Raw genomic sequence first — 24066 nt, forward strand, 5'->3', positions numbered from 1 at the left:
TTCACACCTTTATTTAAGTTTCGTTAAAAAGCTTTTGACGTTTCATATGCTTGAATTTCATTTTCGAATTGTAGTGTTACAGCAATATCATCAAGTCCATTAACAAGTTTATTTTTCCACGTTTCATCAATAACAAAGTGAAATGTTTTATCATTCGCAGTCACAGTTTGATTAGGTAAATCAACAGTGACTTTACCTGCTTTGGCAATGTATTGACGTTCTTCTTCATTTAAAACGATAGGTAACATCGCATTTTTAGTACAGTTCATATAAAAGATATCACTATAACTACCAGCAATAATAATATCAAAACCATAATCCTTAATTGCCCAAGCTGCATGTTCACGGCTCGAACCACAACCAAAATTATCCCCAGTTACTAAAATCGTGGCATCTTGGTATTCTGGCTTATTTGGATTGAAATCTGGATTGTCGGATCCATCCTCTAAGTAGCGCCATTCATCAAAAGCAAAAGGTCCAAAACCAGATTTAGAAATTCGTTTTAAATGTACTTTTGGTATGATTTGGTCAGTATCAATATTATCATGAAATAATGGAACAACTTTACCAGTATAGGTTGTGATAGGTTGGATTTCCATATTATACAACCACCTTTCTTACGTCTACAAACTTCCCATTAATGGCTGCAGCAGCTGCCATAGCAGGGGAGACTAAGTGTGTTCGAGCCCCTTTGCCTTGGCGTCCTTCAAAGTTACGATTACTTGTTGATGCACAATGCACACCAGCAGGTACTTGGTCAGGGTTCATACCAAGACACATTGAACAACCAGGTTCTCTCCATTCAAATCCAGCATTTTTAAACACTTTATCAAGACCTAATTTTTCTGCTTCTATCTTTACTGTTCTAGAACCAGGAACGACGATTGCTGTAATATTAGGATGCACTTGATTTCCTTTTACAATATGGCTTGCTTCTATTAGATCAGATAGTCGAGCATTCGTACAAGAACCTAAAAATACATAACCTAAATCAATATCTTCTGCTTTTTGGCCAGGTTTTAGTCCCATATAGTTATAGGCCCGTTCATCATTAACATCATTAATTTCAGGAAATGGTGTATTAAAGCTAACACCCATTTCAGGGCTAGTACCCCAGGTAACTTGTGGTTCTAAATCAGAAACATCAAGTCGTATGATTTTATCAAAATTTGCATCATCATCAGTGTAAAGTTCACGCCATTCATCTACATCATATGCAAAGTTTGTTGCATAAGGTCTTCCTTTTACATATTCAAATGTAGTTTCATCAGGCGCCATCATCCCATACTTTGCACCAGCTTCGATCGCCATATTACAAATCGTCATTCTTGCTTCCATTGATAGACTACGAATAGTTTCACCTGAAAACTCAAGTGCATATCCAGTTCCAAAATCAACACCATATTGGTTAATAAGATGTAAAATAATATCTTTTGCATATACGCCTGTAGGTAGTTTACCAGTAACATCAATTTTTAAATTTTTTGGCTTTGTTTGCCATAGTGTTTGTGTTGCAAAAACATGTTCGACTTCACTAGTTCCAATACCAAATGCAATAGCACCAAAAGCACCATGTGTAGCTGTATGAGAGTCTCCGCATACGATTGTTTTTCCAGGTTGTGTCAGTCCAGTTTCAGGACCAACCATATGCACGATACCTTGTTCGTCAGAACCCATATCAAAAATATGCACATCAAATTCTTTGGCATTTTTTTGAAGCGTTGTTATTTGTTTATTAGCAATTTCATCTTTAATATTAAAAATATCAACTGTAGGAACGTTATGGTCCAACGTCGCATAGGTTAAATCTGGTCTGCGCAGCTTTCTATTTTGTAGTCTAAGTCCTTCAAAAGCTTGAGGAGATGTGACTTCGTGTATAAGATGTAGGTCTATATATAATAATTGTGGGTCACCTTCTTTACCGGTTAAGACATGCTTATTCCAAACTTTGTCAAATAGTGTTTTACCCATATGACATCTCCTCCTTTTTAAAGATTTTGTTTAATGAATTTAAAAATATCAGTTGTTTTATACTTACCATTGAGATCTTGAGTTGTTTTTTCATCTTCGATAAGTTGATAAATAACTGATTCTAATCTATGAGCAGCCTCTGGTGCATTAAGACTTTCTCTTAAACACATAACCACTGATAAAAGCATACCGAATGGATTTGCTATATCTTTATTTGCAATATCAGGTGCAGAACCATGAATGGGTTCATAAAGTCTTGGTCCTTTTTCACTAAAACTAGCTGATGGTGAAAGACCAAGCGAGCCAGGAATTACAGATGCCTCATCACTTAATATATCTCCAAATAAATTTTCTGTCACAATGACGTCAAATTGAGAAGGATTTGTAATGATATGCATTGCACAAGCATCTACAAGTAAATGATTAACTTCAACATCTGGATAGTCTTTAGATACATCATTTATTACATTTCTCCATAATTTACTGGAAGAAAGTACATTTTCCTTATCTACAGAAGTTAATTTTTTGCGACGGTTTTGAGCTAAATCAAAAGCAACTCTTGCAATTCGTTCTATTTCTGTACGTGTATAAGTTAAGGAATCTAAAGCTTTATCCTCATTCCAATGTTTTGGTTCACCAAAGTAAATACCACCTGTTAACTCTCTCACTAAAATAAAATCTGTACCAGCTACACGCTCTTTTTTAATAGGTGATAAGTGACTGGTACCACTCGTTACTGTAGTGGGGCGAATATTAGCAAATAGACCTAAAGCTTTTCGAATACCAAGCAGACCTTGTTCAGGTCTATTATTAGGGTCTGTCCATCTTGGGCCACCGACAGCACCCAATAAAATTGCGTCTGCTTGTTTACAAGCACTTAGTGTCGTATCAGGTAGTGGCGTACCATGATTATCTATAGCAATACCGCCGAAATCATGCGTTTCTAATTCATAGTCGAAATTATAGATATTACTCAGTTGTGAAAGAATTTCTAGTGAACCATTTAAAATTTCCGGTCCAATCCCATCCCCGGGAAGTGCTACAATCTTATAACTCATGAGTGAATACCTTCTTTCACTTCTGAATTAGAAACGTATTTAGCATGTGCTTCAACATATGATTTACATGATGCTAATAAGATGTCATGATCAATACCTACACCAGTAACGATTTGATCTCCAATTTTAATTTGGACATGTACTTCTGCTTGTGCATCAGTACCTTCAGTTACAGATTCAATACGATAGTCTATAAGTTCAGTTTTGCGATTGAAAATTCGATCTACTGCATTATATACAGAAACAATTGATCCAGTACCAATACTTGAATCTTGATACGTATTTCCATCTTTATCTTGAATTACTACGACAGCACTTTGTAGTCCATTTGAGACGAATTGTAGTTGCAGAGCTTCAACTTTATAGATGGCATTTTGTTCATGTTCAGTTCCTTGAATTAAAGCGTGTATATCCCTGTCAGTAACAGACTTTTTCTTATCAGCAATTGTTTTAAATTGCTTAAATAGTTCTTTTTGTTCTTCAGCATCCACATCATACCCCAATGCAACTAATTTTTCTGAAAAAGCGTGTTTACCAGATAATTTACCGAGCGGTAATTCAGTTGTTTTGACGCCTACTAATTGTGGTGTCATAATCTCATAAGTTTCAGGATTTTTAAGAACACCATCTTGATGAATACCTGATTCGTGACTAAAAGCGTTTTGTCCGACAATAGCTTTATTTCTTGGGACTCGAATTCCTGCATATCGTGCTATTAAATCAGATGTATTTTTAGTTTCTTCGAGATTTATTTGTGTTTGATTACCATAATGATCTTGTCGAACGTATAGGCCAAGTGCAACTTCCTCAAGGGCTGTGTTACCTGCACGTTCACCAATACCATTTAAAGTACCTTCAATGCGTTTTGCACCATTTTCAATTGCAGACATACTATTTGCAACAGCTAAGCCTAAGTCATCGTGACAGTGTGCACTATAAATAACTTCATGATTCGTTTTAATGCTTTCTTGGAGTGTTTTAAAAATTTTGCCATATTCTGTAGGGTAGCTGAATCCAACTGTATCAGGTATATTGATGACACTTGCTCCCGCATCAACTGCAGTTTGAACACATTCGATTAAGAAAGGTAGTTCCGTTCTTGTAGCATCTTCTGGTGAAAATTGAACGACGTCAAAATATTCTGTAGCATAAGCAACATGCTCTTTGATTGATGCTAACACTTCTTCTTTGGACATCATGAGTTTTGAGTCACGGTGAATAGGGCTAGTTGCTAAGAACACATGTATTCTAGGTTTTACTGCCTCTTTTGTTGATTGATACACTGCATCAATATCTTTTTTGACACAACGTGCTAAGCCACAAACAGCAGTGGTTGTTAATGCTTTAGAAATCGCTTCTACAGATTTAAAGCTACCTGAACTTGAAGCAGGGAAACCAGCTTCGATGATATCAACACCCCATTTTTCAAGTTGTTTAGCAATTTTTAAGCGTTCATCGAAGGAAAAGTTTACGCCTGGCGTTTGTTCTCCGTCTCTTAGTGTCGTATCAAAAATTTGAATATGGCTAGTCATTTTAAACATCTCCTAATAAATAGATTTTAGTTCAATATGATGAATGAGCCGAAGAATCTAAAATTGTCCTAAAAATTAAAGTAGGGGACTTCTCTTGATTCTTCAGGCATCACCATAAAACTAATTATTTTTCAATACTCTTGGATTTAATAAATGGCATCATCTCACGTAGGTCTCTACCAACCGCTTCAATTTGATGTCCATGTTGTTCTTCACGTAGTTTATGGAATTCTTCAAAATTATTTTCGTTATCTTTGATGAAACGATCGCTGAAGTTTCCTTGTTGAATATCGTTAAGTACTGCTTTCATATTATCTTTAACATCTGGAGTGATTACGCGTGGTCCTGATACATAGTCTCCAAATTCAGCTGTATTTGAGATTGAATAGCGCATGTTTTCCATGCCACCTTCATACATTAAATCAACAATTAATTTCATTTCATGTAAAACTTCAAAGTAAGCAATTTCTGGTTGATATCCAGCTTCAACTAATGTTTCAAAACCAGATTGAATTAGTTTTGTTGTACCACCACAAAGTACTGCTTGTTCACCGAATAAATCTGTCTCGGTTTCTTCTTTAAATGATGTTTCTAAAACACCAGCACGAGTTGCACCAATACCTTTTGCGTAACTTAGTGCTAAATCAGTTGCTTCACCACTTGCATCTTGTTCAACTGCAAATAGGGCGGGTACGGCGCTACCTTCTGTGAAAGTACGTCTAACTAAATGTCCAGGCCCTTTTGGTGCTACTAAAAATACATCTACTGTTTCAGGTGGTTGAATAACATTAAAGTGAATATTAAAGCCATGTGCGAAAACAAGTGCATTATTTGGCTCTAAATTAGGTTCAATTTCTTCATTATATACTTGTCCTTGAATTTCATCTGGTAATAATACCATGATGACATCAGCTTGTTTTGCTGCCTCATTTACAGGATATACTTCGAAACCATCATCTTTTGCTTTGTCAAATGAACGACCTGGTCTGATGCCAATAATCACGTCATAGCCGTTATCTTTTAGGTTTTGCGCATGTGCATGTCCTTGTGAACCATAGCCGATGATGGCTACTTTTTTACCTTGTAATGCATCTTTCGTTACTGATTGGTCATAATAAACTGTTGTCATAATAAAATCCTCCATGTTTTAAATATAGTTTGATGAATTGTGTTTTAAACTAAACCGGCTGAACCAGTTCTTGAAACTTGTTCAATGTTATATGATGATAGATCATCTAATAAATTATCCATTGTATATTGTGGACCTGAGGCTTGAAGATAGGTGTAAGGATCCTCATTTTTTAAAATAGAGACTAGCGCATCATAAGGTTTAATTACTTTTTGTAAATCTTGATGGTTACTTGGTGTTTCTAATTTCACAAGCACTAATTCTCTGTTGTAAGTGTTTGTATCAGTGATGTCTTCTACATCAATAATATTTATTTGTTTTTCCAATTGGCTAATTAAGTTTCTTAAAACATCTGAATCTGGGACTTCCGCTACAAATGTGATATTAGAAACGCCATCTTCTCTCGTTGGAGTAACTGATAACGTGACAATGTTAAATTGCCTGCGAACAAAGATACTCGTTAATCTATTTAAAGTACCAGCTTTATCTAAAACTTTTGTTCTAAATGTGCGTCTCATAATAATCCCTCCATCTCATAATTAGCTTTACCGCTAGGCACCATTGGATTAACAGGTTCGATAGGTGAGATACGAACATCAATGAGAGCAGGCCCTTTGTGTTCAAAAGCAGCGTCTAGTTGTTCTTCTAAATGTGTTGGATCATCGATAAGGAAACCTTTCACATTGTATGCTTCTCCCAATTTTAAGAAATCAGGTTGTCCATTAAATACGGAATGAGAGAAACGTTTGTTAAAGAATTTATCTTGCCATTGTTTAACCATACCTAACGTGCCGTTATTTATAATTACAACTTTTATGTCTAAATCGTATTCTTCTAGTATTGCTAACTCTTGATTGGTCATTTGGAAACCACCGTCGCCAACAAAAGCTACGACTGTTTTATCAGGTTCAGCTAATTTTGCACCTATTGCTGCAGGTATGCCAAAGCCCATTGTTCCTAAGCCACCACTCGTAACTAATTGACCGTGATTTTTAAATGGATAATATTGGGCAACCCACATTTGATGTTGACCGACATCAGTTGTAACAACTGCGTCACCTTTAGTAATTTCTCCTATATATTCAATAGTACGTTGTGGTTTTGAAAATGTACCATCTGGATCTTCTTTGTATGCAAAAGGTTGCTCTGCTTTATTGTTAAAGCATGTTTCTAACCAGTCATCATGGTTGATTGAATAGCTGTCGAATTCAAGTAATGCTTCTAAAGTTGCTTTACAATCTGCAACAATACCTAAATCAACTTTGATTATTTTATTTATTTCTGATGGATCAATGTCGATATGAACAATTTTTGCATTAGGTGCAAATTCATCTGGTTTACTTGCAAGTCTGTCATCAAAACGACTGCCAAAGTTTATAAGCAAATCACAATCTGTTAATGCCATATTGCTTGCGTATGATCCGTGCATTCCCCCCATACCTAAAAATAGGGGATTTTCATATGGTATGGCACCTAACCCTAATAAAGTACTAACTACAGGCAATTGATGTCGTGTAACAAATTCAGTGAAAACTTCATTAGCCTTAGCGTGATTTACACCAGCTCCTGATAAAACCACAGGTTTTTTAGAAGATTTTAAATAATCACGTAATTTTTGAATTTCTGTTTTGTCTGGTTGATTAGGAACTGAATAACCAGGTAGGTTCAATTCGTTTGAAACTTCTGCGTTAGTAGATAAGATTCCCATATCCTTTGGGAAGTCAATAACGACTGGTCCTTTTCTTCCTGAGTTTGCCACGTGAAATGCCTCATGGATTATTTTAGGTATTTCATTTACATTTTTAATCTGATAATTATGTTTAGTTATCGGTGTAGTCATTGAAAGCAAGTCTGCTTCTTGGAAAGCATCTTTCCCTATACCCGCTGTTGCAACTTGACCCGTGATAACGACAAGCGGTAGTGAATCACTATAAGCATCAGCAATACCAGTGATTGCATTTGTTGCTCCAGGACCACTTGTAACGACAACGACACCAGTTTTTCCAGAAACACGCGCATAACCCTCAGCAGCGTGTGAAGCACCTTGTTCATGTCTCGCTAGAATGTGTTTAATTTTCCCATCATAAAATGTGTCATATAGTGGAAGTACAGCACCACCAGGGTAACCAAATATAAAATCTACATCTTCATTTACAAGTGAATCTACTAATAATTCTGAACCAGATTTCATTTCATCAATTGTTTCTTTTTCTAATTCAACTTCGGGCTCAATTGCTTCTGCTGTTTCAAAATAATCTAAATTTTCTGATTTTTCATATTCAAGTATTTCAGTTTGTTTAGACATCATACTCACTCCTTAAATGAGATCTTCAGGTACTTGCATAATACCACCAGTATTAGCACTCGTTACTAATGCTGTATAGCGTGCAAGATAACCTGTTTTCACTTTTGCTTTAAATGGTTTCAAGTTTTGCTTTCTAGATTCTAATACTTCGTCTGTAACTTCTACATTTAATGTTCTGTTTGTTAAATCAATTGTGATATCGTCGTTGTTTTCAATTAAAGCGATAGGTCCACCCGCCGCAGCTTCTGGTGAAATATGACCAACAGCAATACCTCGTGTTGCTCCGGAAAATCTACCATCAGTGATTAATGCAACGTCTTTACCTAACCCTCTTCCTACAATAGATGATGTAGGGGCCAACATTTCCGGCATTCCTGGTCCACCTTTAGGGCCTTCATACCTAATTACAACCACATGACCTTCACGTACTACGTGATTGTCAATTGCTTCAACTGCTTCATCATGTGAATCAAAACAAATTGCTTTTCCTTTAAAGACTTTAATTGAAGGATCAACACCACCGACTTTGATGACCGCACCTTTAGGAGCTAAATTACCATAAAGGATTGAAAGGCCACCTTGTTTATCGTATGGATTATCAAGGTATCTGATTACATCACTATTTAATATCTCTTTGTGTTCGTTATTTTCACGAAGTGTTTTACCTGTGGCTGTAATTCTGTCTGGATGAAGTGTACCTTCTTTTTTAAATAATTCGTTAATGATAGCTGGAACGCCACCAGCTTCATGTACATCATGCATAGAATAGGAAGAACTTGGTGCTATTTTTGACAAATAAGGCGTTTTTTTCGCAATTTCATTTATTCTTGATAAGTCATAATCAATGCCAGCTTCATTTGCAATCGCTAATGTGTGTAGTACTGTATTGGTAGATCCCCCCATAGCCATGTCTAAAGCAAATGCGTCATCAATTGCTTCTTTAGTAACAATATCTCTTGGTTTAATGTCATTTTTGATATTATCAACAAGTTTAAATGCTGCTTCTCTAATCATTTCTCTACGTTGGTCACTTACTGCTAGGGCTGTACCGTTATATGGGAGAGCTAAGCCTAAGACCTCCATTAAACAATTCATTGAATTTGCTGTAAACATACCAGAACATGAACCACAAGTAGGGCAAGCATTTTGTTCCATATCTAAAAACTCATCTTTTGAAATTGAACCATCTTTAAATGCTCCAACTGCTTCAAACATTGAAGAAAGTGTTAATGCTTTACCTTGTGATGATAAACCTGCTTTCATAGGTCCACCTGAACAGAAAATAGCTGGAACATTGGTTCTTACAGCTGCTAGTAACATGCCAGGTGTAATCTTGTCACAGTTCGGTATGTAAAAGACACCATCAAACCAGTGTGCATTGATAACTGTTTCTGCAGCATCGGCAATAATTTCTCTAGATGGCAGTGAATATCTCATTCCAATATGTCCCATTGCAATACCATCATCTACACCGATTGTGTCAAATTCAAAGGGGATGGCACCTGCTTCTCGAATTGCTTCTTTAGCAATGTCAGCTAATTCTCTTAGGTGAACGTGTCCTGGTACAATGTCGATATATGAATTACATATAGCTACGAAAGGCTTATTCATATCTGTTGGTTTTTCTAAAGCACCTGTTGCATGCAAAAGGCTTCTTGCTGGAGCTTGATGATCTCCTTTTTTGATCATATCGCTTCTCATATTAATTCCCCCATAAATTTGAAAATAAAAAAGCGTCCCAATAAATAATTGGGACGCTTTCAAGTCCCATTCAACTAGAAATAGGACTTAAACATTTAGTAGATTCTTTACTAAAGTTCCAGTCCTAATAGCATAATAAAATGACTAAAATATTTGAAGTTGTTGGTTGGTATTGCATTGTATATTTGGTCATCTTATTATGCTCCTTTCCGTTAGAATGGTTTATCTGTTAATGTGTTAAATTGAATTGTCTAAAAATTCGATAAATTAAATTTACTATATTGAACTTGTGCTGTCAATGATTTTTTTAAATTTTCTATCAATTCAAATAATTTCAAAATGTTGGAACTTGTTTTAGTTTGAAGTAAAATAAGAAAAAATTTGTTAAACTATAGTAGTTAATTTAATGATAATAAAGTATTAAAGTAATAGATGATCATTTAGTGCTGATAAAAATCAATAAGAAAGTAGTCACTTTTAATGTTAGTGAATTTAAAACATTTTTTATCCATCATTATTGATTTGGAAGTAAATAGAAATACTTGAGCGATGCACAAGCATATGCGACACTAATCCAATTGATTTGGAAGTGTCGTTAAAAAGGAGAGACATATGATTAAAATAAATGATTTAGAAAGTATGGAACATTTTGCAAAATTGTTAGCGAAACATTTATCAGCAGGGGATATTATTTTATTAAATGGTGATTTAGGTGCTGGTAAGACAACATTAACGCAATTTATTGGTAAAGCTATGGGCGTAAAACGCAATATAAATTCTCCAACGTTTAACATCATTAAATCTTATCAAGGAAACGCATTTAAGTTACATCATATGGATTGCTATAGATTAGAAGATAGTGAAGAAGATTTGGGATTTGATGAATATTTTGAAGATCAAGCTGTCACATTGATTGAGTGGAGTGAATTTATCGAATCATTTTTACCAAATAATCACCTAACTATAGATATTAAAACCATAAATGAAACGACAAGAAATATAGAAATGAAAGCAGTAGGTCAACATTACAAAACGTTAAAGGAGGCCGTTGAACATGATTTATCTGTTGATTGATACATCTAATCAACCGTTGTCTGTTGCAGTTATGCAAAATAATGTAGTACTAGGTGAAATCAATACTAACGTGAAGCAAAATCATTCTACTCAGTTAATGCCGGCGATTCAACAGTTGTTTCATGAGAGTGGAATTGCAAAAGAAGAAATAAATGCGATTATTGTCGCGCAAGGACCTGGCTCTTATACTGGACTTAGAATTGGCGTAACGGTTGCTAAAACTTTGGCCTATGCATTGAATGCTGAACTATATGGTGTTTCTTCGCTAAAAGCGTTAGCTGCAACTGTTCAAGACGATGAACGACTTTTGGTGCCGATATTTGATGCACGTAGAGAAGCAGTATACACTGGAGTTTATCGATATAATGGAAACCAATTGCTCCAAGTAGAAGAAGATCAATATTTACCAATACAAGAACTTCTCAACTTATTACATAGAATGGGAAAACCATATGTATTTGTTGGCATAGACACTGAAAAAGTAAAAGATTTATTAGATAGTGATTGCATACCTAATATACCAAAAGCAAAATATATGAAGCATTTAGTTGAAACTACTGAAGATATACATCAATTTAAACCCAATTATATTAAATTGTCAGAGGCCGAAAGAAATTGGTTAAACCAACAGAAAAAGAACTAAATATACGCTTGATGACTTTGAAGGATGTACCTCAAGTATTTGATATTGAAAGAAATAGTTTTAACGACAGTAGTTGGACAATCGATGCTTTTTATCATGAAATAGAACAGAATGAGTTTGCACATTATTTTATAATTGAGTTTAATAATGTGATTATTGGTTATATTGGCATTTGGATAGTGATAGATCAAGCGCAGATTACAACAGTTGCGATAGATGAATCATATAGAGGCTATGGATTAGGACAATTATTATTAAAATACGCGATGAATTATGTACAAACCAAATGTGAAATTATGAGTTTAGAGGTTCGTATAGATAATGTGGTAGCACAACATGTGTATACAAATTTGGGATTCCAATTCGGAGGCAAACGTAAGAACTATTATGGTGAAGGTGAGGATGCAATAGTGATGTGGGTGAATTTAAATGAGTAATCAAACATTGATTTTAGCAGTTGAGTCAAGTTGTGACGAAACAAGTGTAAGCATTATTAAGCAAGGCACAGAAATTTTAAGTAATATTGTATTGAGTCAAATTGAAAGTCATAAGCGATTTGGAGGTGTGGTACCTGAGGTCGCTAGCCGGCACCACGTTGAAGGTATTACAACGACAATTGATCAAGCATTATATGAAGCAAATGTATCCATGGAAGATATAGATGCAGTAGCGGTAACTCAGGGTCCTGGACTCATAGGTGCATTGTTAGTAGGCATTAATGCAGCTAAGGCGTTAGCTTTTGCTTACAATAAACCATTGATACCTGTACATCATATTGCAGGACATATTTATGCGAATCATTTAGAACAACCATTACAATTTCCTTTAATAGCATTAATCGTGTCAGGTGGGCATACTGAACTAGTATACATGAAAGATCATTTGAATTTTGAAGTCATAGGAGAAACTAGAGATGATGCTGTTGGCGAAGCCTATGATAAAGTAGCGAGAACGATTGGTTTAGGCTATCCAGGTGGGCCACAAGTTGATCGATTAGCTGCAAAAGGTCAAGATAGCTATAATTTCCCGAGAGTTTGGTTAGAGGCTAATAGTTACGATTTTAGTTTTAGTGGATTAAAAAGTGCAGTCATAAATAAATTGCATAATTTACGACAAAAAGGAGTTGAAATAAAACCTGAAGATGTAGCAACGAGTTTTCAAAATAGTGTTGTCGAAGTTTTAGTTGGCAAAGCAGTGTCAGCTTGTGAGGCATATGATGTGAAACAGTTAATTATTGCGGGTGGTGTCGCCAGTAATAAAGGTTTAAGAGCAGCGCTTGATAAATCCTGTAAGCAACATGAGATTAATTTGCGAATACCGAGCCCAAAACTTTGTACAGATAATGCTGCTATGATTGGTGCTGCAGCACATTATTTATATCAAGCTGGATTTGTTGGTGACATGTCATTAAATGGATTTAATGATATGGATATAGAGCAATTTTCAATAAACAATTAAACTTGATAGGATGAACATTTAAAAATGTAATCACTTCATTTAGTGTAATATTAACTTAATATGATATTATCTCTATAAAAATGGATATAGCTTAGATTAATTATATATGAAATTAGGAAGTAGGAATATTAAATCAATGTTTGATGTTTCTACTTCTTTTTAAAAGTTTAATGCTATGTATTTCGTTAAATAAAAAAATATGTACATTATAAATATTATTAAGTTCAAATGTTTAAATATTAAAAAAGGGGTATATATTTTAATGTGTAGTCATACTATATAGAATAATGTAAATTTAGAATTACATTATCAGGAGGCGGCTTATCAATGAAATCAGTTCAGTATTTTAATTTTGAAAATAGTTTAGCAGCATTAGACTTTTATGAAAAAAATTTAGGTGCCACAGATATTCAACGTATTGGTGGTGACCATGAAATGTTTAAAGATATGCCAGAAGAATTCCAAGTAGACAAAAACTTTACAATGAATGCTTCATTTAAAGTTTTAGGTGAAACATTTTATTGTAGTGACACATGGAAAAATAAAAAAATCGATAATAGTGGTGCAATTGTAACATTTACATTTGATCACAGTAATGAAGCGGATAAACAACTAGCCATCGATTTCTTTAACAATGCAATAGCAGCTGGTTGTGAAGAGGCAATGCCGTTAGGTAAAACGGAGTGGTCAGAATTATATGGCATGTTTAATGATCCTTTCGGTATTACTTGGATGATTAATGCTGAATAAAATAGTTAAAGCAAATAAAGGAACAATGAAGCGAATATAAACTTCATTGTTCCTTTTCTGTATTTATTAGCGCATTTGTAGTTAAATGATTTGGTCTAAGACTTAAAGGAATTGATTGGAGGATGTTTTAGCACGTGTATATACTTGATTAGGAAATTTTAAGATTCTTAATAATTCAATTGCATTTCTTGTATCTGCTTTGCCAGGTTTAATTTTAAAATCAAAAGCAATCTCATTTTCATAAATGGTTTCGTTAAAGTGAAAGTTTTTGTACTGATTTTCTAATAATGTAGCTAATTCAATATCATGGGTCGCAGCTATGATTTCGTAATTTTGGCTATTGCCTAAATAATTTAACACGGATTCAGAAGCGGCAATTCGTTCTGTTGTATTAGTCCCTTTAAATATTTCATCAATGAAGCAATAAATTTTATCCTCTGTTTTTAAATCAAACAATCGTTTAATAGATTTGATTTCTGTCATAAAATAACTATCGCCAGACAAGATATCATCTTGGTTCACCATGGAGGTGAAAATTAAGCCAGGTTTATATTTAAAGTACTTTGCTGTAACTGTATTTATCGTTTGAGCGAGTAAAAGATTTAAGGCGATTGCTTTCATAAATGTTGACTTGCCTGACGCGTTCGAACCAGTTAATAATATATGACTATTAATTACTAAATCATTAGAAATAGCATCGACAAGCAGTGGGTGTGTAAGTGCTTCAAATTCTACTGAATCATCATTACTTGCTTGAGGCAATGCATATTGTGTTAATGTTTCTCTCCACAATGCTATTGCATAGTGATTGTCTATACTTCCTATATATTCATAACACGCCATAACTTCAGCTTCATATTTTTTAAAGCTATGTTGTATTAGATGGAAGATATGGTAGTCCAACATAAATATTGCTTTTAATAAGAATGCAAATACCATAGAATCTTCTGCTGTATTTACTCTTCCCAATAGACCACTTAGCCTACGAGCAACTTTAAAATGACTAAAGTCAACATCAATGGTAGGGGCACCATCTATTTTGTGAATTGCATAAGCCTTTTTAATAACATTTGATGTATAAAATAATGAATTTAAGTCTTGATCAAATGTCCTTTTGAGTACGCCACTTAAAATCATATTAAATATAGCAACAAGTATAGTTAAAAGAATACCGATTTCAGGTTTTAAAAATGCAAACAGTAAAAAGACTAACGGTAAATATGTAGTCAACATATACAGATGATTGCGTTTCACTGTGGTTAGTTGATCAGGGAACGTTGGATAAATTGCTTTACCGATTTTAGCAAGGTGGGTCGATATCTTTAGTCGAAAAAGTTCGTCATTTTTAAATTTTTGAATTAACATCTGATTATGAATGGTAAACATTTTCCTTAAAGTTGCATATAAACGCATCTCACCAATAGCAGTAAAATTAAAGTTCATGCTGTCGAAAAGGGCTTTTAAATTCAAGTCTGCGTAAGTTTTATCATCTATCAGATTTGTTTCATCAAACTGGTGTTTATATGTATCGAATTGATAACTATACCTGTGATTTGGTCGTACAAAAGATTCTAAAGGCTTTCTTAAGGACCATAAAGGTTTGATATCATGTATTAACTTTTTATTGGCAATGATTGTTGTGATAATAAATAAAAGAGTTGTTCCAATTATTAAAGCGATTAGGAACCAAAGAATAGGAAACATAAGTTTCACCTCATACTAGATTAATATGCTTTATTATGTCATGAAATAAATTGATATACAAATCGCTATTTAAGTTAAATATTTATAGATGTCAATAGAGAACGTGCGTACTTATCAACAATTAGTGTATAACTTGTTGATAAGTCGTGGGCAAATGTGTGGACATACATTGTTTTCTGAATATTCATTGGCGAAAAAGTAACATTTTACCTGTGTATAACTAGGATAACTCTGTGGATAGCTTTGATGATAGGGTTAAAGTTGTGAATAGTTAATGTGTAAAAAGTTAATAAAAAAGTACGAAAAATGAATTTTTCATTTTCGTACTTTTAGTTCAAATATGCTTTAAATTAACTTTTCTTGTAATTCTGCCCATTCTGACATAACTTGTTCTAATGCTTGTTCGCTATTTTCTTTCTCGTTAGCTAAACGCTTTGCTTCCTCTGGATCACTGTATATATCTGGCAGAGTTAGCATTTCATTGATTTCATTGATTTTAGTTTCAAAGTTATCTATTTTAGTTTCGCATTCATCAATTTGTCTTTCAATTTGGCGTTGTTCACGTTTTTGAAGTTTTTGATCGGTATAATGATCATTTTGTGATTCTATTGGTTTTGTTTGATGTGAAGTTTCATTTTCCTTTTTAGCTTGAATTGCTTCATTTTCTTCTTTTTTCTCAATAAAATATTGATAATTTCCTAAATACATTGTGCCACCATGAATGTCCAAATCATAAACTTTGTTTGCAAGTTGATTTATAAAATAACGATCGTGAGAAACAAATAAAATCGTACCTTCAAAATGATCCAATGCTTGCTCTAACATTTCTTTTGAATCTATATCGAGATGATTTGTAGGTTCATCTAAGATAAGTACATTGTTACGCTCAAGCATTAATAAAGCTAATTGCAATCTAGCTTTTTCACCACCAGAAAGGTCATTAATGATTTTTTTAACATCTTCTTGTACAAATAAAAATCGGCCGAGTACTGCGCGAATATCTTTTTCATTCATTGAAGGGTATTGGTCCCACAGATAATCTAGTATTGTTTTACTAGATTTGAATTCAGCTTGTTTTTGATCATAGTAACCGATTTTTAAATTTGCACCAGTAGTGATTTCTCCGTTCAATTTCGGTTGAATACCTGCAATTGTTTTGATTAAAGTCGATTTTCCGATACCGTTAGGCCCAATAATGGCGATATGGTCTCCTTTAGTCACTTCAATATTGATACCTTTGGTAACTGGCTGCTCATATCCAATATCTAAATCTTTGATATGGAAAACATCATTTCCTGTATTTCTATCAAAGTCAAATTGGATATTAGCACTTTTGGCATCAATCATTGGTTTATTGATTCTTTCCATTTTTTCAAGCATTTTTCTACGGCTTTTTGCCATACCAGTAGTTGAAGCCCTTGCTATATTTTTCTCAACAAAAGTTTCTAAGCGTTTAATCTCATCTTGTTGACGTTCATATTCTTGCATGCGTTTTTCATAATACTTATCTCTTTTTTCAATAAATTGTTTATAATTACCTATATAATGTTGCACATCGCCAAGGGCTACATCATAGATTTGATTGACTATTTTATCTAAAAAATATCTGTCATGGCTAATGATAACAATAGCACCTTTAAAATAGTTTAAATAACTTTCTAACCATTGTGTTGTTTCCATATCCAAATGGTTAGTAGGTTCATCAAGTAATAATAAATCAGGTTCACTTAATAACATTTGGGCTAATGAAAGCCTAGTTTTTTGACCACCACTAAAATCATTAATAGGGCGATTGAAATCCGCTTCAGTAAAATTCAGTCCATGGAGCACGGTTTTTATTTTACTTTCATATTGATATCCATCCTGTTGTTCGAATTCATTGGATAAATATTCATAACGATCGATATGACTTTTATATTCGTCTGTATCATATGCATTTGCATGTTGTGCTAACCAATCTGTTTCTTTTTTCATTTCAGCTTCTAGCTTTTTCATATTTTCAAAAGGTTTAGACATTTCTTCAATCACAGTTTGGTTTGTGTTGAGTGTCATTTGTTGTGTTAAATAACCAAGTTTTAAATTTTTACTTTTTGAAACATGTCCACTATCATAACCTTCGACGCCAGCAATAATTTTCATTAATGTAGATTTACCAGCACCGTTACGTCCTACGATACCAATACGTTCACCAGTTTTCACTTCAAAATCTACATTGTTAAAAATATCTTCTCCGTCGAATGATTTAGTAATGTCATTTAATTGTAATAATATCATCCGATTTTGCACCTCTCTATTCATTATCATTCTACCGTATTCTGCGTGTTGTTAAAACTACCAGTGTTTATTTTTATAATGTATTAATGTATAATGTTGTAGTAATTATAAGATTAATTAGACATTATAGTATAGGAGGACAAGATCTTGGCTAACCAAAGCGAAAAGATTCCTCGTGCCACGTTAAAACGGTTACCGTTATATTATAGATTCGTCAATACTTTGAAATCTAAAGGGATAGACAGAGTTAATTCTAAAACAATTAGTGAAGGTTTGAACATTGATTCTGCAACAATTCGTCGTGATTTTTCTTATTTTGGTGAATTAGGCAAAAAAGGGTATGGTTATAATATTGATAGCTTGTTACATTTTTTTAAAAATGAAATAAGTGAAAATGATGAAATTAAAATAGCCATCGTAGGTGTAGGGAACCTAGGTAAAGCATTACTAACATATAATTTTTCTATTCATGATGAAATGACTATTACAGAGGCGTTCGATATACGAGATGATGTGATAGGAACACAAATAGGCAATGTGGTTGTAAGTCCATTTTCGAAAATCACCGATGTCTTAAAGCAAGAGCAAATTGATGTCGTGATATTAACAACGCCTGAAAATGCAGCACAACAAGTTGCAGATACATTAGTTGGAGCTGGCATTAAAGGGATTTTAAATTTTACACCAACACGTGTTTATACGCCATCAGATGTTCAAGTTCATCATATTGATTTAGGGATTGAACTACAATCTTTACTTTTCTTTATGAAAAATTACAGTAATAAATAATAATTTTTAATATTAACTTTGTATAGATGCAAACATTTTTGATGTTTAGTTGTCTATGCAAAGTTTTTTTACTAGCAAGTTTTCATAGCACATCTTTTCATAAGACTTAAAACAGAAAGGTTGAAATTTCACTGTAAATCTAATATGATAATTCATATTGATTTCATCGGAAAAGAGGTAATGTTATGACGTGGTTAGTAATCAGTGGCTTAATCGTAGGCGGGCTTTTGGGGTTTGTCATGCAACGTACACGGTTTTGTCTTGCTGGTGGATTTAGGGATATGTATATCCAAAAAAGTAATAAAATGTTTTATGCCTTATTAATAGCAATATCCGTTCAAAGTATCGGACTACTCGTTTTAACTTCAACAGGGTTAGTGCAAATACCAGAGTCCACATATCCAATCATAGGTACGGTTATTGGCTCATTTATTTTTGGTATTGGCATTATATTAGCAGGCGGTTGTGCAACTGGCACATGGTATAGAGCAGGAGAAGGATTAATTGGTAGTTGGATAGCACTTATTGCATATGCATTTACATCAGCTGCTACTAAATTTGGTTTATTATTACCTTTAATGGACGGTATCAATAAACCTACTAATGTAAATACAAGTATGGCTCAAACTACAGGTATTCCGACATGGATTTGGGTCACTTTATTAACAATGATAACGCTCATATTTGTTGTAAAAACACTACGCAAACCAAAACCCAAATTTGCCGTACCAAAGTTAAAACAAAAATTTACAGGAATTCGCTATTATTTATTTGAAAAAAAATACCATCCATTTGTTGCAGCTATTGCAGTTGGACTCATTGCATTATTGGCTTGGCCAGTGAGTGAATCTACTGGTAGAATGTACGGTTTAGGCATTACAACACCATCTGCAAACATTGTTCAATTCTTTGTAACTGGTGATGTCCAACTATTAGATTGGGGTGTCTTTCTTGTTTTAGGTATCTTTGCTGGTTCTTATATTGCAGCAAAAGGTGCTAGAGAATTTAAGTGGAGATTACCAGATAAAAAAACAATCCGCAATAGTGTTATTGGTGGCGTATGTATGGGATTTGGTGCATCAGTAGCAGGCGGTTGCTCTATCGGAAATGGTTTAGTTGAAACAGCTACAATGTCTTGGAAAGGTTGGATCGCGCTTGCATCAATGATATTAGGTGCTTGGTTTATGAGTTACTTCATATTTATCAAACCAATGAAAAAAGCTCAAAAATCTACAACGCAAAAAGTTTCTACACAAACACAGACGACGTAAATTTTATTTTTTAGGAGGATTTCATTATGGTATATGAATTAGGTACAGTAGGTATGGTTTGTCCTTTTCCTTTGATTGAAGCACAGAAGAAAATGACTACTTTAGAGAACGGGGACGAATTAAAAATTGATTTTGATTGTACCCAAGCAACTGAAGCAATTCCAAATTGGGCAGCTGAAGAAGGTTACCCAGTTACTAATTATGAACAACTTGATGATGCTTCTTGGACAATCACTGTTCAGAAAGCTTAGTGATATAAAACTAAATTTGGATATCTGAATAAGATAAAACACAATGCTATATGAAGTGATTTCACTTCGTTAAAGGCTGACTACAGAAAAAAAGTCCGAGACATATTTTATGTTTCGGACTTTATTTAGTTCTATAAAAATTTCTCATTTAGTTACACGCGTTGTAAGGTTAAACGAGGTTAGTCCGAGTTGAACTATTTATAAATTTTCTTAAAACTAACAAAGTATATTGATGATTTTTTGAAAGTGTTATTCATAAAGTTGTCAATTGTTAAAAGTGTTTATAAAGCAAGTTGACTTTGATTTTTAATAGTATTTAAAGGGATTACAATATGATAAAATAGAGGATGTTTACAGTGCCAAGTAGATTGATTGGAAGAGATAGTAAAAATGATTTACATATCAAAGCGAATTGTCTGTCAGATGATAGAATATCATTTCAATTACAGTCTATATGAATATTTATGATGTCAAAATAATGTGCGAAAAGTTAAATTAAGGCATTTAATAAAGCTATACTAATATTAATATTAAGTTAGAAACTATTTATAGGGATGAATGTTGATGAAACAGAACTTATGTTAAGCATTGTTGATCTGATGTGGTCTTAGACATAGGAATCATATATTGATTAAACATCATACAAGGTGTAATGATATTGAAGAAGAGAAGCCATAGCGCTTTGAATCGATAAAAAGACAAATCTAATTAAATAGGAATGAAATAAAAACAAATGATGCATAAATGTTATGCTGAGTTGAATTGAGATGGACAATATCCGGAAAGTAGTAGTTAATAATAGGAGGAAATAAAGTGAGTGAATGGACAAGAGATGAACGTTATCAGCGTTACGAAGATATTGATCAAGAAGTAATGGATGAATTAACTGAGCTTGTGAATCAATCTAAATATAGACAATTATTTCATATTCAGCCGAAAACAGGACTCTTAAATGATCCTAACGGTCTAATTTATTATAAAGGAGAATACTACATCTCACACCAGTGGTTTCCTTTAGGAGCAGTCCATGGTTTGAAATATTGGTATACATATAAAAGTAAAGATTTAATAAATTTTGAAGATCAAGGGATTTCACTAAAACCGGATACAAAAGATGATAGTCATGGTGTTTATAGCGGCAGCGCATTTACATATCACAATAACTTGTATTATATGTATACAGGAAATCATAGAGATGAAAATTGGAATAGAAAGTCGACACAACATATAGCTAAAGTACTCGATAATGGCGAGGTTCAAAAATTTCCAAAAGCAGTAATAGCAGCACCGCCGTCAGGATATACACAACATTTTAGAGATCCTAAAGTGTTTGTTAAAGATGGAATTTACTATGCAGTCATTGCTGCACAAAATGAAGAAGGATATGGAAGAATACTTCAATACCAATCAACAGACATTGTGAACTGGACATTTCAAGGAGAAATAAAAACAAAGCTTGAGGCGTTTGGTTTTATGTGGGAATGCCCAGATTATTTTAATTTAGATGGCTTCGATTTACTGTTATTTTGTCCACAAGGTATTGAACCGGAGGGTGAAAAATTCAGGAATATTTACCAATCTGGTTATATTATGGGGCAATACGACATAGATCACCTTGTTATGAATCATGGTGATTTTCATGAATTAGATTATGGTTTTGATTTTTATGCGCCTCAAACTTTTACAGATGAATTTGGCGACAGAATACTCATTGGTTGGATGGGCTTACCAGAAGTGACCTATCCTACAGATTCAGATGGTTGGGCGCATTGTTTAACAATTCCGCGTATTTTGACAATTGAACAAGGCAATTTAAAACAACGTCCTATTAAAGCACTTCAACAATTAAGAACGAATAAAGAAACAGCATTAGGTTACGCTAATAAATTTACGCGATTCTTAAAACCATATGAAGGTAAACAATTTGAATTGATTATTGATATCTTGGAAAACGAAGCTACTGAAATATATTTTGAAATAAGAGCCTCAAAATCACAATCTTTGCGCATCGCTTATAATACAAAAAATAAAAAAATTACATTAGATCGTAGTGAAAGTGGCGCATTACCAGAACCAGTAGAAGGTAAAACACGTAGCACTTATTTGGATACACCTTTATCACAATTACAAATGTTCGTTGATACATCTAGCATTGAATTATTTTGTAATGATGGTGAGCGTGTAATGACTTCAAGAATTTTTACAGATGATGATGCGATAGGATTTAAAGCTTCTACTGAATCTGGGCAAGCCTTTCTCAATTTCACAAAATATGATATAAAGGGTGGACAATAAATGAAACGTTTACTTGCAATCGGCGAAGCACTTATCGATTTTATTCCTAATCAAAAAGATTCAAAATTAAAAGACGTAGAAGGGTTTACAAGACAAGTAGGCGGCGCACCTTGTAACGTTGCTTGTACAACCACAAAATTAGGTGGTCAAGCAGCTATGATCACTCAGTTAGGAAACGATGCTTTTGGTGATTTAATTGTAGAAACAATAAGTAATATTGGTGTGTCTACAAACTATATCCGACGAACAGATGAAGCGAACACAGCTTTAGCATTTGTAAGTTTAACCAAAGAAGGAGAACGAGATTTTTCATTTTATCGTAAACCATCAGCAGATATGTTATATCAACCTAGCAATATAGATGCAATAACTGTAACAGAAAATGATATGTTACATTTTTGTTCTGTTGATCTCGTAGATAGTCCAATGAAACAAGCGCATAAATCGTTAATAAATAAAGTGAAATCAGCAAATGGTACGATTATATTTGATCCTAACGTACGGTTGCCATTATGGCCAAGTGAAGCGGAATGTAAAAATGCAATTCGTGAATTCTTGCCATCAGCACATATACTTAAAATTTCAGACGAAGAATTGTCATTCGTCACTGGAAAAAAAGATGAAAAAGAAGCAATCGCTTGGTTATTCCAAGGTAGTGTAGAAGCTGTTATATACACTAAGGGTAAAGAAGGTGCTGAAATTCATTTCAAAGATGGTACCGTGCTTAGTCATGGTGGTTATAAAGTGAAAGCAATAGATACGACTGGTGCCGGTGATGCTTTTGTAGGTGCATTAATTAATAGATTAGCAGCATCTGATATTATCAATCCGATAGAAGCATTAAAACGAGAAGGTGGAACTATGCTTCAATTTAGTAACATCGTTGCTGCAAAAGTTACTACAAAATATGGCGCTATTGAGAGTATACCTACTTTAGATGAAGTTCAAGTGTTACTTGATTATTAACAAGAAAGGGAAGGACTGCAATAATTCTCTCAAGTTAAGGTGATTAAGGTTGAATGGGTGTTGAAGGTTGATTTAAGCTAAACGCATATATGAGTTTCACACAATAAATTGAAGAGTGATGTTAAAAGGCTGAGACATTTTTGTAGTCTCAGCCTTTTAGTTTATGTATTAAATTTTTTTAACATTACGTACAGAAGCATAGCAGTGTTCATTATTTTTGAAATAAACAATACGTGACTTAGAATCAATGGATTCAATATTGTGTCTATTGACAACAAAACTATTATGACATCTGAAAAAACGCTCGTCTAAATTATCAATTTCTTTTAAATTACCATAAAATTCAATTTGCCTATTGTCCAAATGAGCAATCAAACGATGCGAATTCGAAGATGATTCAAAGAACATGACATCATCGTATTGTACATAAATAGAATTGCTGCCGCGTTTAAGTTCGATTGTTTCAACCGTGCTTTCTTTTGAAAGTAATTTCAATCGAGTTTCTGAAGTTTCGAGGCAATCAATCACTCTGGATTTTAATTCGTCAGGATCATCTTTGAAGATGAAATCCATAGCAGCAACTTTATATACAAAGGTTAAATAAGTAAGCTCACTATGACTTGTGACAAATATGATATTGCTCACAGGATCATATTTTCTAATCTCACTTGCTAATTTAATACCGTTAATATCGGCCTCTAATTGTATATCAAGAAAATAACAACCAATATCTTTAAGTTCCTTTGCACGTTCCAATACCTCATAAGGATCTGACGTAGCTACTTCAATTTCCATTGGTTTTTCTTCTATCATGATGTAATTATTGATAATAGAAACTATATTTTCACGTTGTCTTACATCATCTTCACAAATGAATATTTTCATATTTACACAT

21 protein-coding genes are annotated in these 24066 nt (G+C 33.7%); 10 read left to right on the forward strand and 11 right to left on the reverse strand.

Going from position 1 to position 24066, the window contains the following annotated elements; genetic code table 11:
* Nucleotides 1-23 precede the first annotated feature (23 nt).
* The 8 genes from leuD to ilvD form a co-directional block, all read right to left on the reverse strand.
* Nucleotides 24-599 (reverse strand): 3-isopropylmalate dehydratase small subunit, encoded by a 576-nt coding sequence (leuD, locus tag JG554_RS04350; protein ID WP_064210005.1) that lies wholly within the window; start codon nt 597-599, stop codon nt 24-26.
* A gap of 1 nt (nt 600) precedes the next feature.
* Nucleotides 601-1971 (reverse strand): 3-isopropylmalate dehydratase large subunit, encoded by a 1371-nt coding sequence (gene leuC / locus JG554_RS04355; RefSeq protein WP_070039235.1) that lies wholly within the window; start codon nt 1969-1971, stop codon nt 601-603.
* Nucleotides 1972-1988: 17 nt separating this feature from the next.
* The gene (gene leuB, locus JG554_RS04360) at nt 1989-3029 is read right to left on the reverse strand and encodes a 3-isopropylmalate dehydrogenase (RefSeq protein ID WP_070039237.1); all 1041 of its coding nucleotides are present in this window, start codon (nt 3027-3029) and stop codon (nt 1989-1991) included.
* Nucleotides 3026-4561, reverse strand: a complete 1536-nt coding sequence (locus JG554_RS04365; RefSeq protein WP_107360304.1) for a 2-isopropylmalate synthase — start codon at nt 4559-4561, stop codon at nt 3026-3028. Before JG554_RS04365 ends, leuB begins: the two co-directional genes overlap by 4 nt.
* Before the next feature lie 124 nt (nt 4562-4685).
* Nucleotides 4686-5690 (reverse strand): ketol-acid reductoisomerase, encoded by a 1005-nt coding sequence (gene ilvC / locus JG554_RS04370; RefSeq protein ID WP_046206535.1) that lies wholly within the window; start codon nt 5688-5690, stop codon nt 4686-4688.
* Between the two features lie 44 nt (nt 5691-5734).
* Nucleotides 5735-6208 (reverse strand): acetolactate synthase small subunit, encoded by a 474-nt coding sequence (gene ilvN / locus JG554_RS04375; RefSeq protein ID WP_046206534.1) that lies wholly within the window; start codon nt 6206-6208, stop codon nt 5735-5737.
* On the reverse strand, nt 6205-7995 hold the full coding sequence (ilvB, locus tag JG554_RS04380) for a biosynthetic-type acetolactate synthase large subunit (protein WP_070039243.1): 1791 nt from the start codon (nt 7993-7995) through the stop codon (nt 6205-6207). The genes ilvN and ilvB overlap by 4 nt, the downstream gene beginning before the upstream one ends.
* A 12-nt stretch (nt 7996-8007) precedes the next feature.
* Complete coding sequence (gene ilvD, locus JG554_RS04385; RefSeq protein WP_070039249.1) at nt 8008-9696, reverse strand: dihydroxy-acid dehydratase; 1689 nt, start codon at nt 9694-9696, stop codon at nt 8008-8010.
* Between the two features lie 612 nt (nt 9697-10308).
* On the opposite strand from ilvD, the gene tsaE reads away from it, so the two are divergent.
* From tsaE to JG554_RS04410, 5 genes are all read left to right on the forward strand, one after another.
* Nucleotides 10309-10770: a tRNA (adenosine(37)-N6)-threonylcarbamoyltransferase complex ATPase subunit type 1 TsaE gene (gene tsaE / locus JG554_RS04390; RefSeq protein WP_070039252.1), complete on the forward strand. Its 462-nt coding sequence runs from the start codon at nt 10309-10311 to the stop codon at nt 10768-10770.
* A complete protein-coding gene (tsaB, locus tag JG554_RS04395) occupies nt 10751-11413 on the forward strand; it encodes a tRNA (adenosine(37)-N6)-threonylcarbamoyltransferase complex dimerization subunit type 1 TsaB (protein WP_046206530.1) in 663 nt (220 codons plus the stop codon). Before tsaE ends, tsaB begins: the two co-directional genes overlap by 20 nt.
* A complete protein-coding gene (rimI, locus tag JG554_RS04400; RefSeq protein WP_070039254.1) occupies nt 11386-11850 on the forward strand; it encodes a ribosomal protein S18-alanine N-acetyltransferase in 465 nt (154 codons plus the stop codon). Before tsaB ends, rimI begins: the two co-directional genes overlap by 28 nt.
* Nucleotides 11843-12871, forward strand: a complete 1029-nt coding sequence (gene tsaD / locus JG554_RS04405; RefSeq protein ID WP_046206528.1) for a tRNA (adenosine(37)-N6)-threonylcarbamoyltransferase complex transferase subunit TsaD — start codon at nt 11843-11845, stop codon at nt 12869-12871. The genes rimI and tsaD overlap by 8 nt, the downstream gene beginning before the upstream one ends.
* A 327-nt stretch (nt 12872-13198) precedes the next feature.
* Nucleotides 13199-13621 carry a VOC family protein gene (locus JG554_RS04410; RefSeq protein WP_064209770.1) on the forward strand — a complete coding sequence of 141 codons (423 nt, stop codon included), beginning with the start codon at nt 13199-13201 and terminating at the stop codon, nt 13619-13621.
* Nucleotides 13622-13723: 102 nt separating this feature from the next.
* Here the strand turns inward: JG554_RS04410 and JG554_RS04415 are convergent, their stop codons facing one another.
* Both JG554_RS04415 and JG554_RS04420 read right to left on the reverse strand, forming a co-directional pair.
* The gene (locus tag JG554_RS04415) at nt 13724-15325 is read right to left on the reverse strand and encodes a MutS-related protein (RefSeq protein WP_070039256.1); all 1602 of its coding nucleotides are present in this window, start codon (nt 15323-15325) and stop codon (nt 13724-13726) included.
* A 345-nt stretch (nt 15326-15670) separates the two neighbouring features.
* Nucleotides 15671-17599 (reverse strand): ABC transporter ATP-binding protein, encoded by a 1929-nt coding sequence (locus JG554_RS04420; protein WP_070039259.1) that lies wholly within the window; start codon nt 17597-17599, stop codon nt 15671-15673.
* A 147-nt stretch (nt 17600-17746) separates the two neighbouring features.
* Here JG554_RS04420 and JG554_RS04425 point away from each other — a divergent pair, with 147 nt between their 5' ends.
* The 5 genes from JG554_RS04425 (at nt 17747) to JG554_RS04445 (ending at nt 23171) form a co-directional block, all read left to right on the forward strand.
* Nucleotides 17747-18388, forward strand: a complete 642-nt coding sequence (locus JG554_RS04425; RefSeq protein ID WP_046206525.1) for a redox-sensing transcriptional repressor Rex — start codon at nt 17747-17749, stop codon at nt 18386-18388.
* Between the two features lie 185 nt (nt 18389-18573).
* Nucleotides 18574-19659, forward strand: coding sequence for a YeeE/YedE family protein (locus JG554_RS04430; RefSeq protein ID WP_064209766.1), 1086 nt, complete (start codon nt 18574-18576; stop codon nt 19657-19659).
* A gap of 26 nt (nt 19660-19685) precedes the next feature.
* Entirely contained in the window at nt 19686-19910 is a 225-nt protein-coding gene (locus JG554_RS04435; protein WP_019469551.1) for a sulfurtransferase TusA family protein, read from the forward strand.
* Between the two features lie 813 nt (nt 19911-20723).
* Nucleotides 20724-22205, forward strand: coding sequence for a sucrose-6-phosphate hydrolase (locus tag JG554_RS04440; RefSeq protein WP_070039261.1), 1482 nt, complete (start codon nt 20724-20726; stop codon nt 22203-22205).
* Complete coding sequence (locus tag JG554_RS04445) at nt 22206-23171, forward strand: carbohydrate kinase family protein (RefSeq protein WP_070039265.1); 966 nt, start codon at nt 22206-22208, stop codon at nt 23169-23171.
* A 168-nt stretch (nt 23172-23339) separates the two neighbouring features.
* Here the strand turns inward: JG554_RS04445 and agrA are convergent, their stop codons facing one another.
* Entirely contained in the window at nt 23340-24056 is a 717-nt protein-coding gene (gene agrA, locus JG554_RS04450; protein ID WP_046208006.1) for a quorum-sensing response regulator AgrA, read from the reverse strand.
* Between the last annotated feature and the right edge of the window lie 10 nt (nt 24057-24066).

The organism is Staphylococcus sp. 11-B-312, from assembly GCF_016743055.1.
Lineage (GTDB): Bacteria > Bacillota > Bacilli > Staphylococcales > Staphylococcaceae > Staphylococcus > Staphylococcus ureilyticus.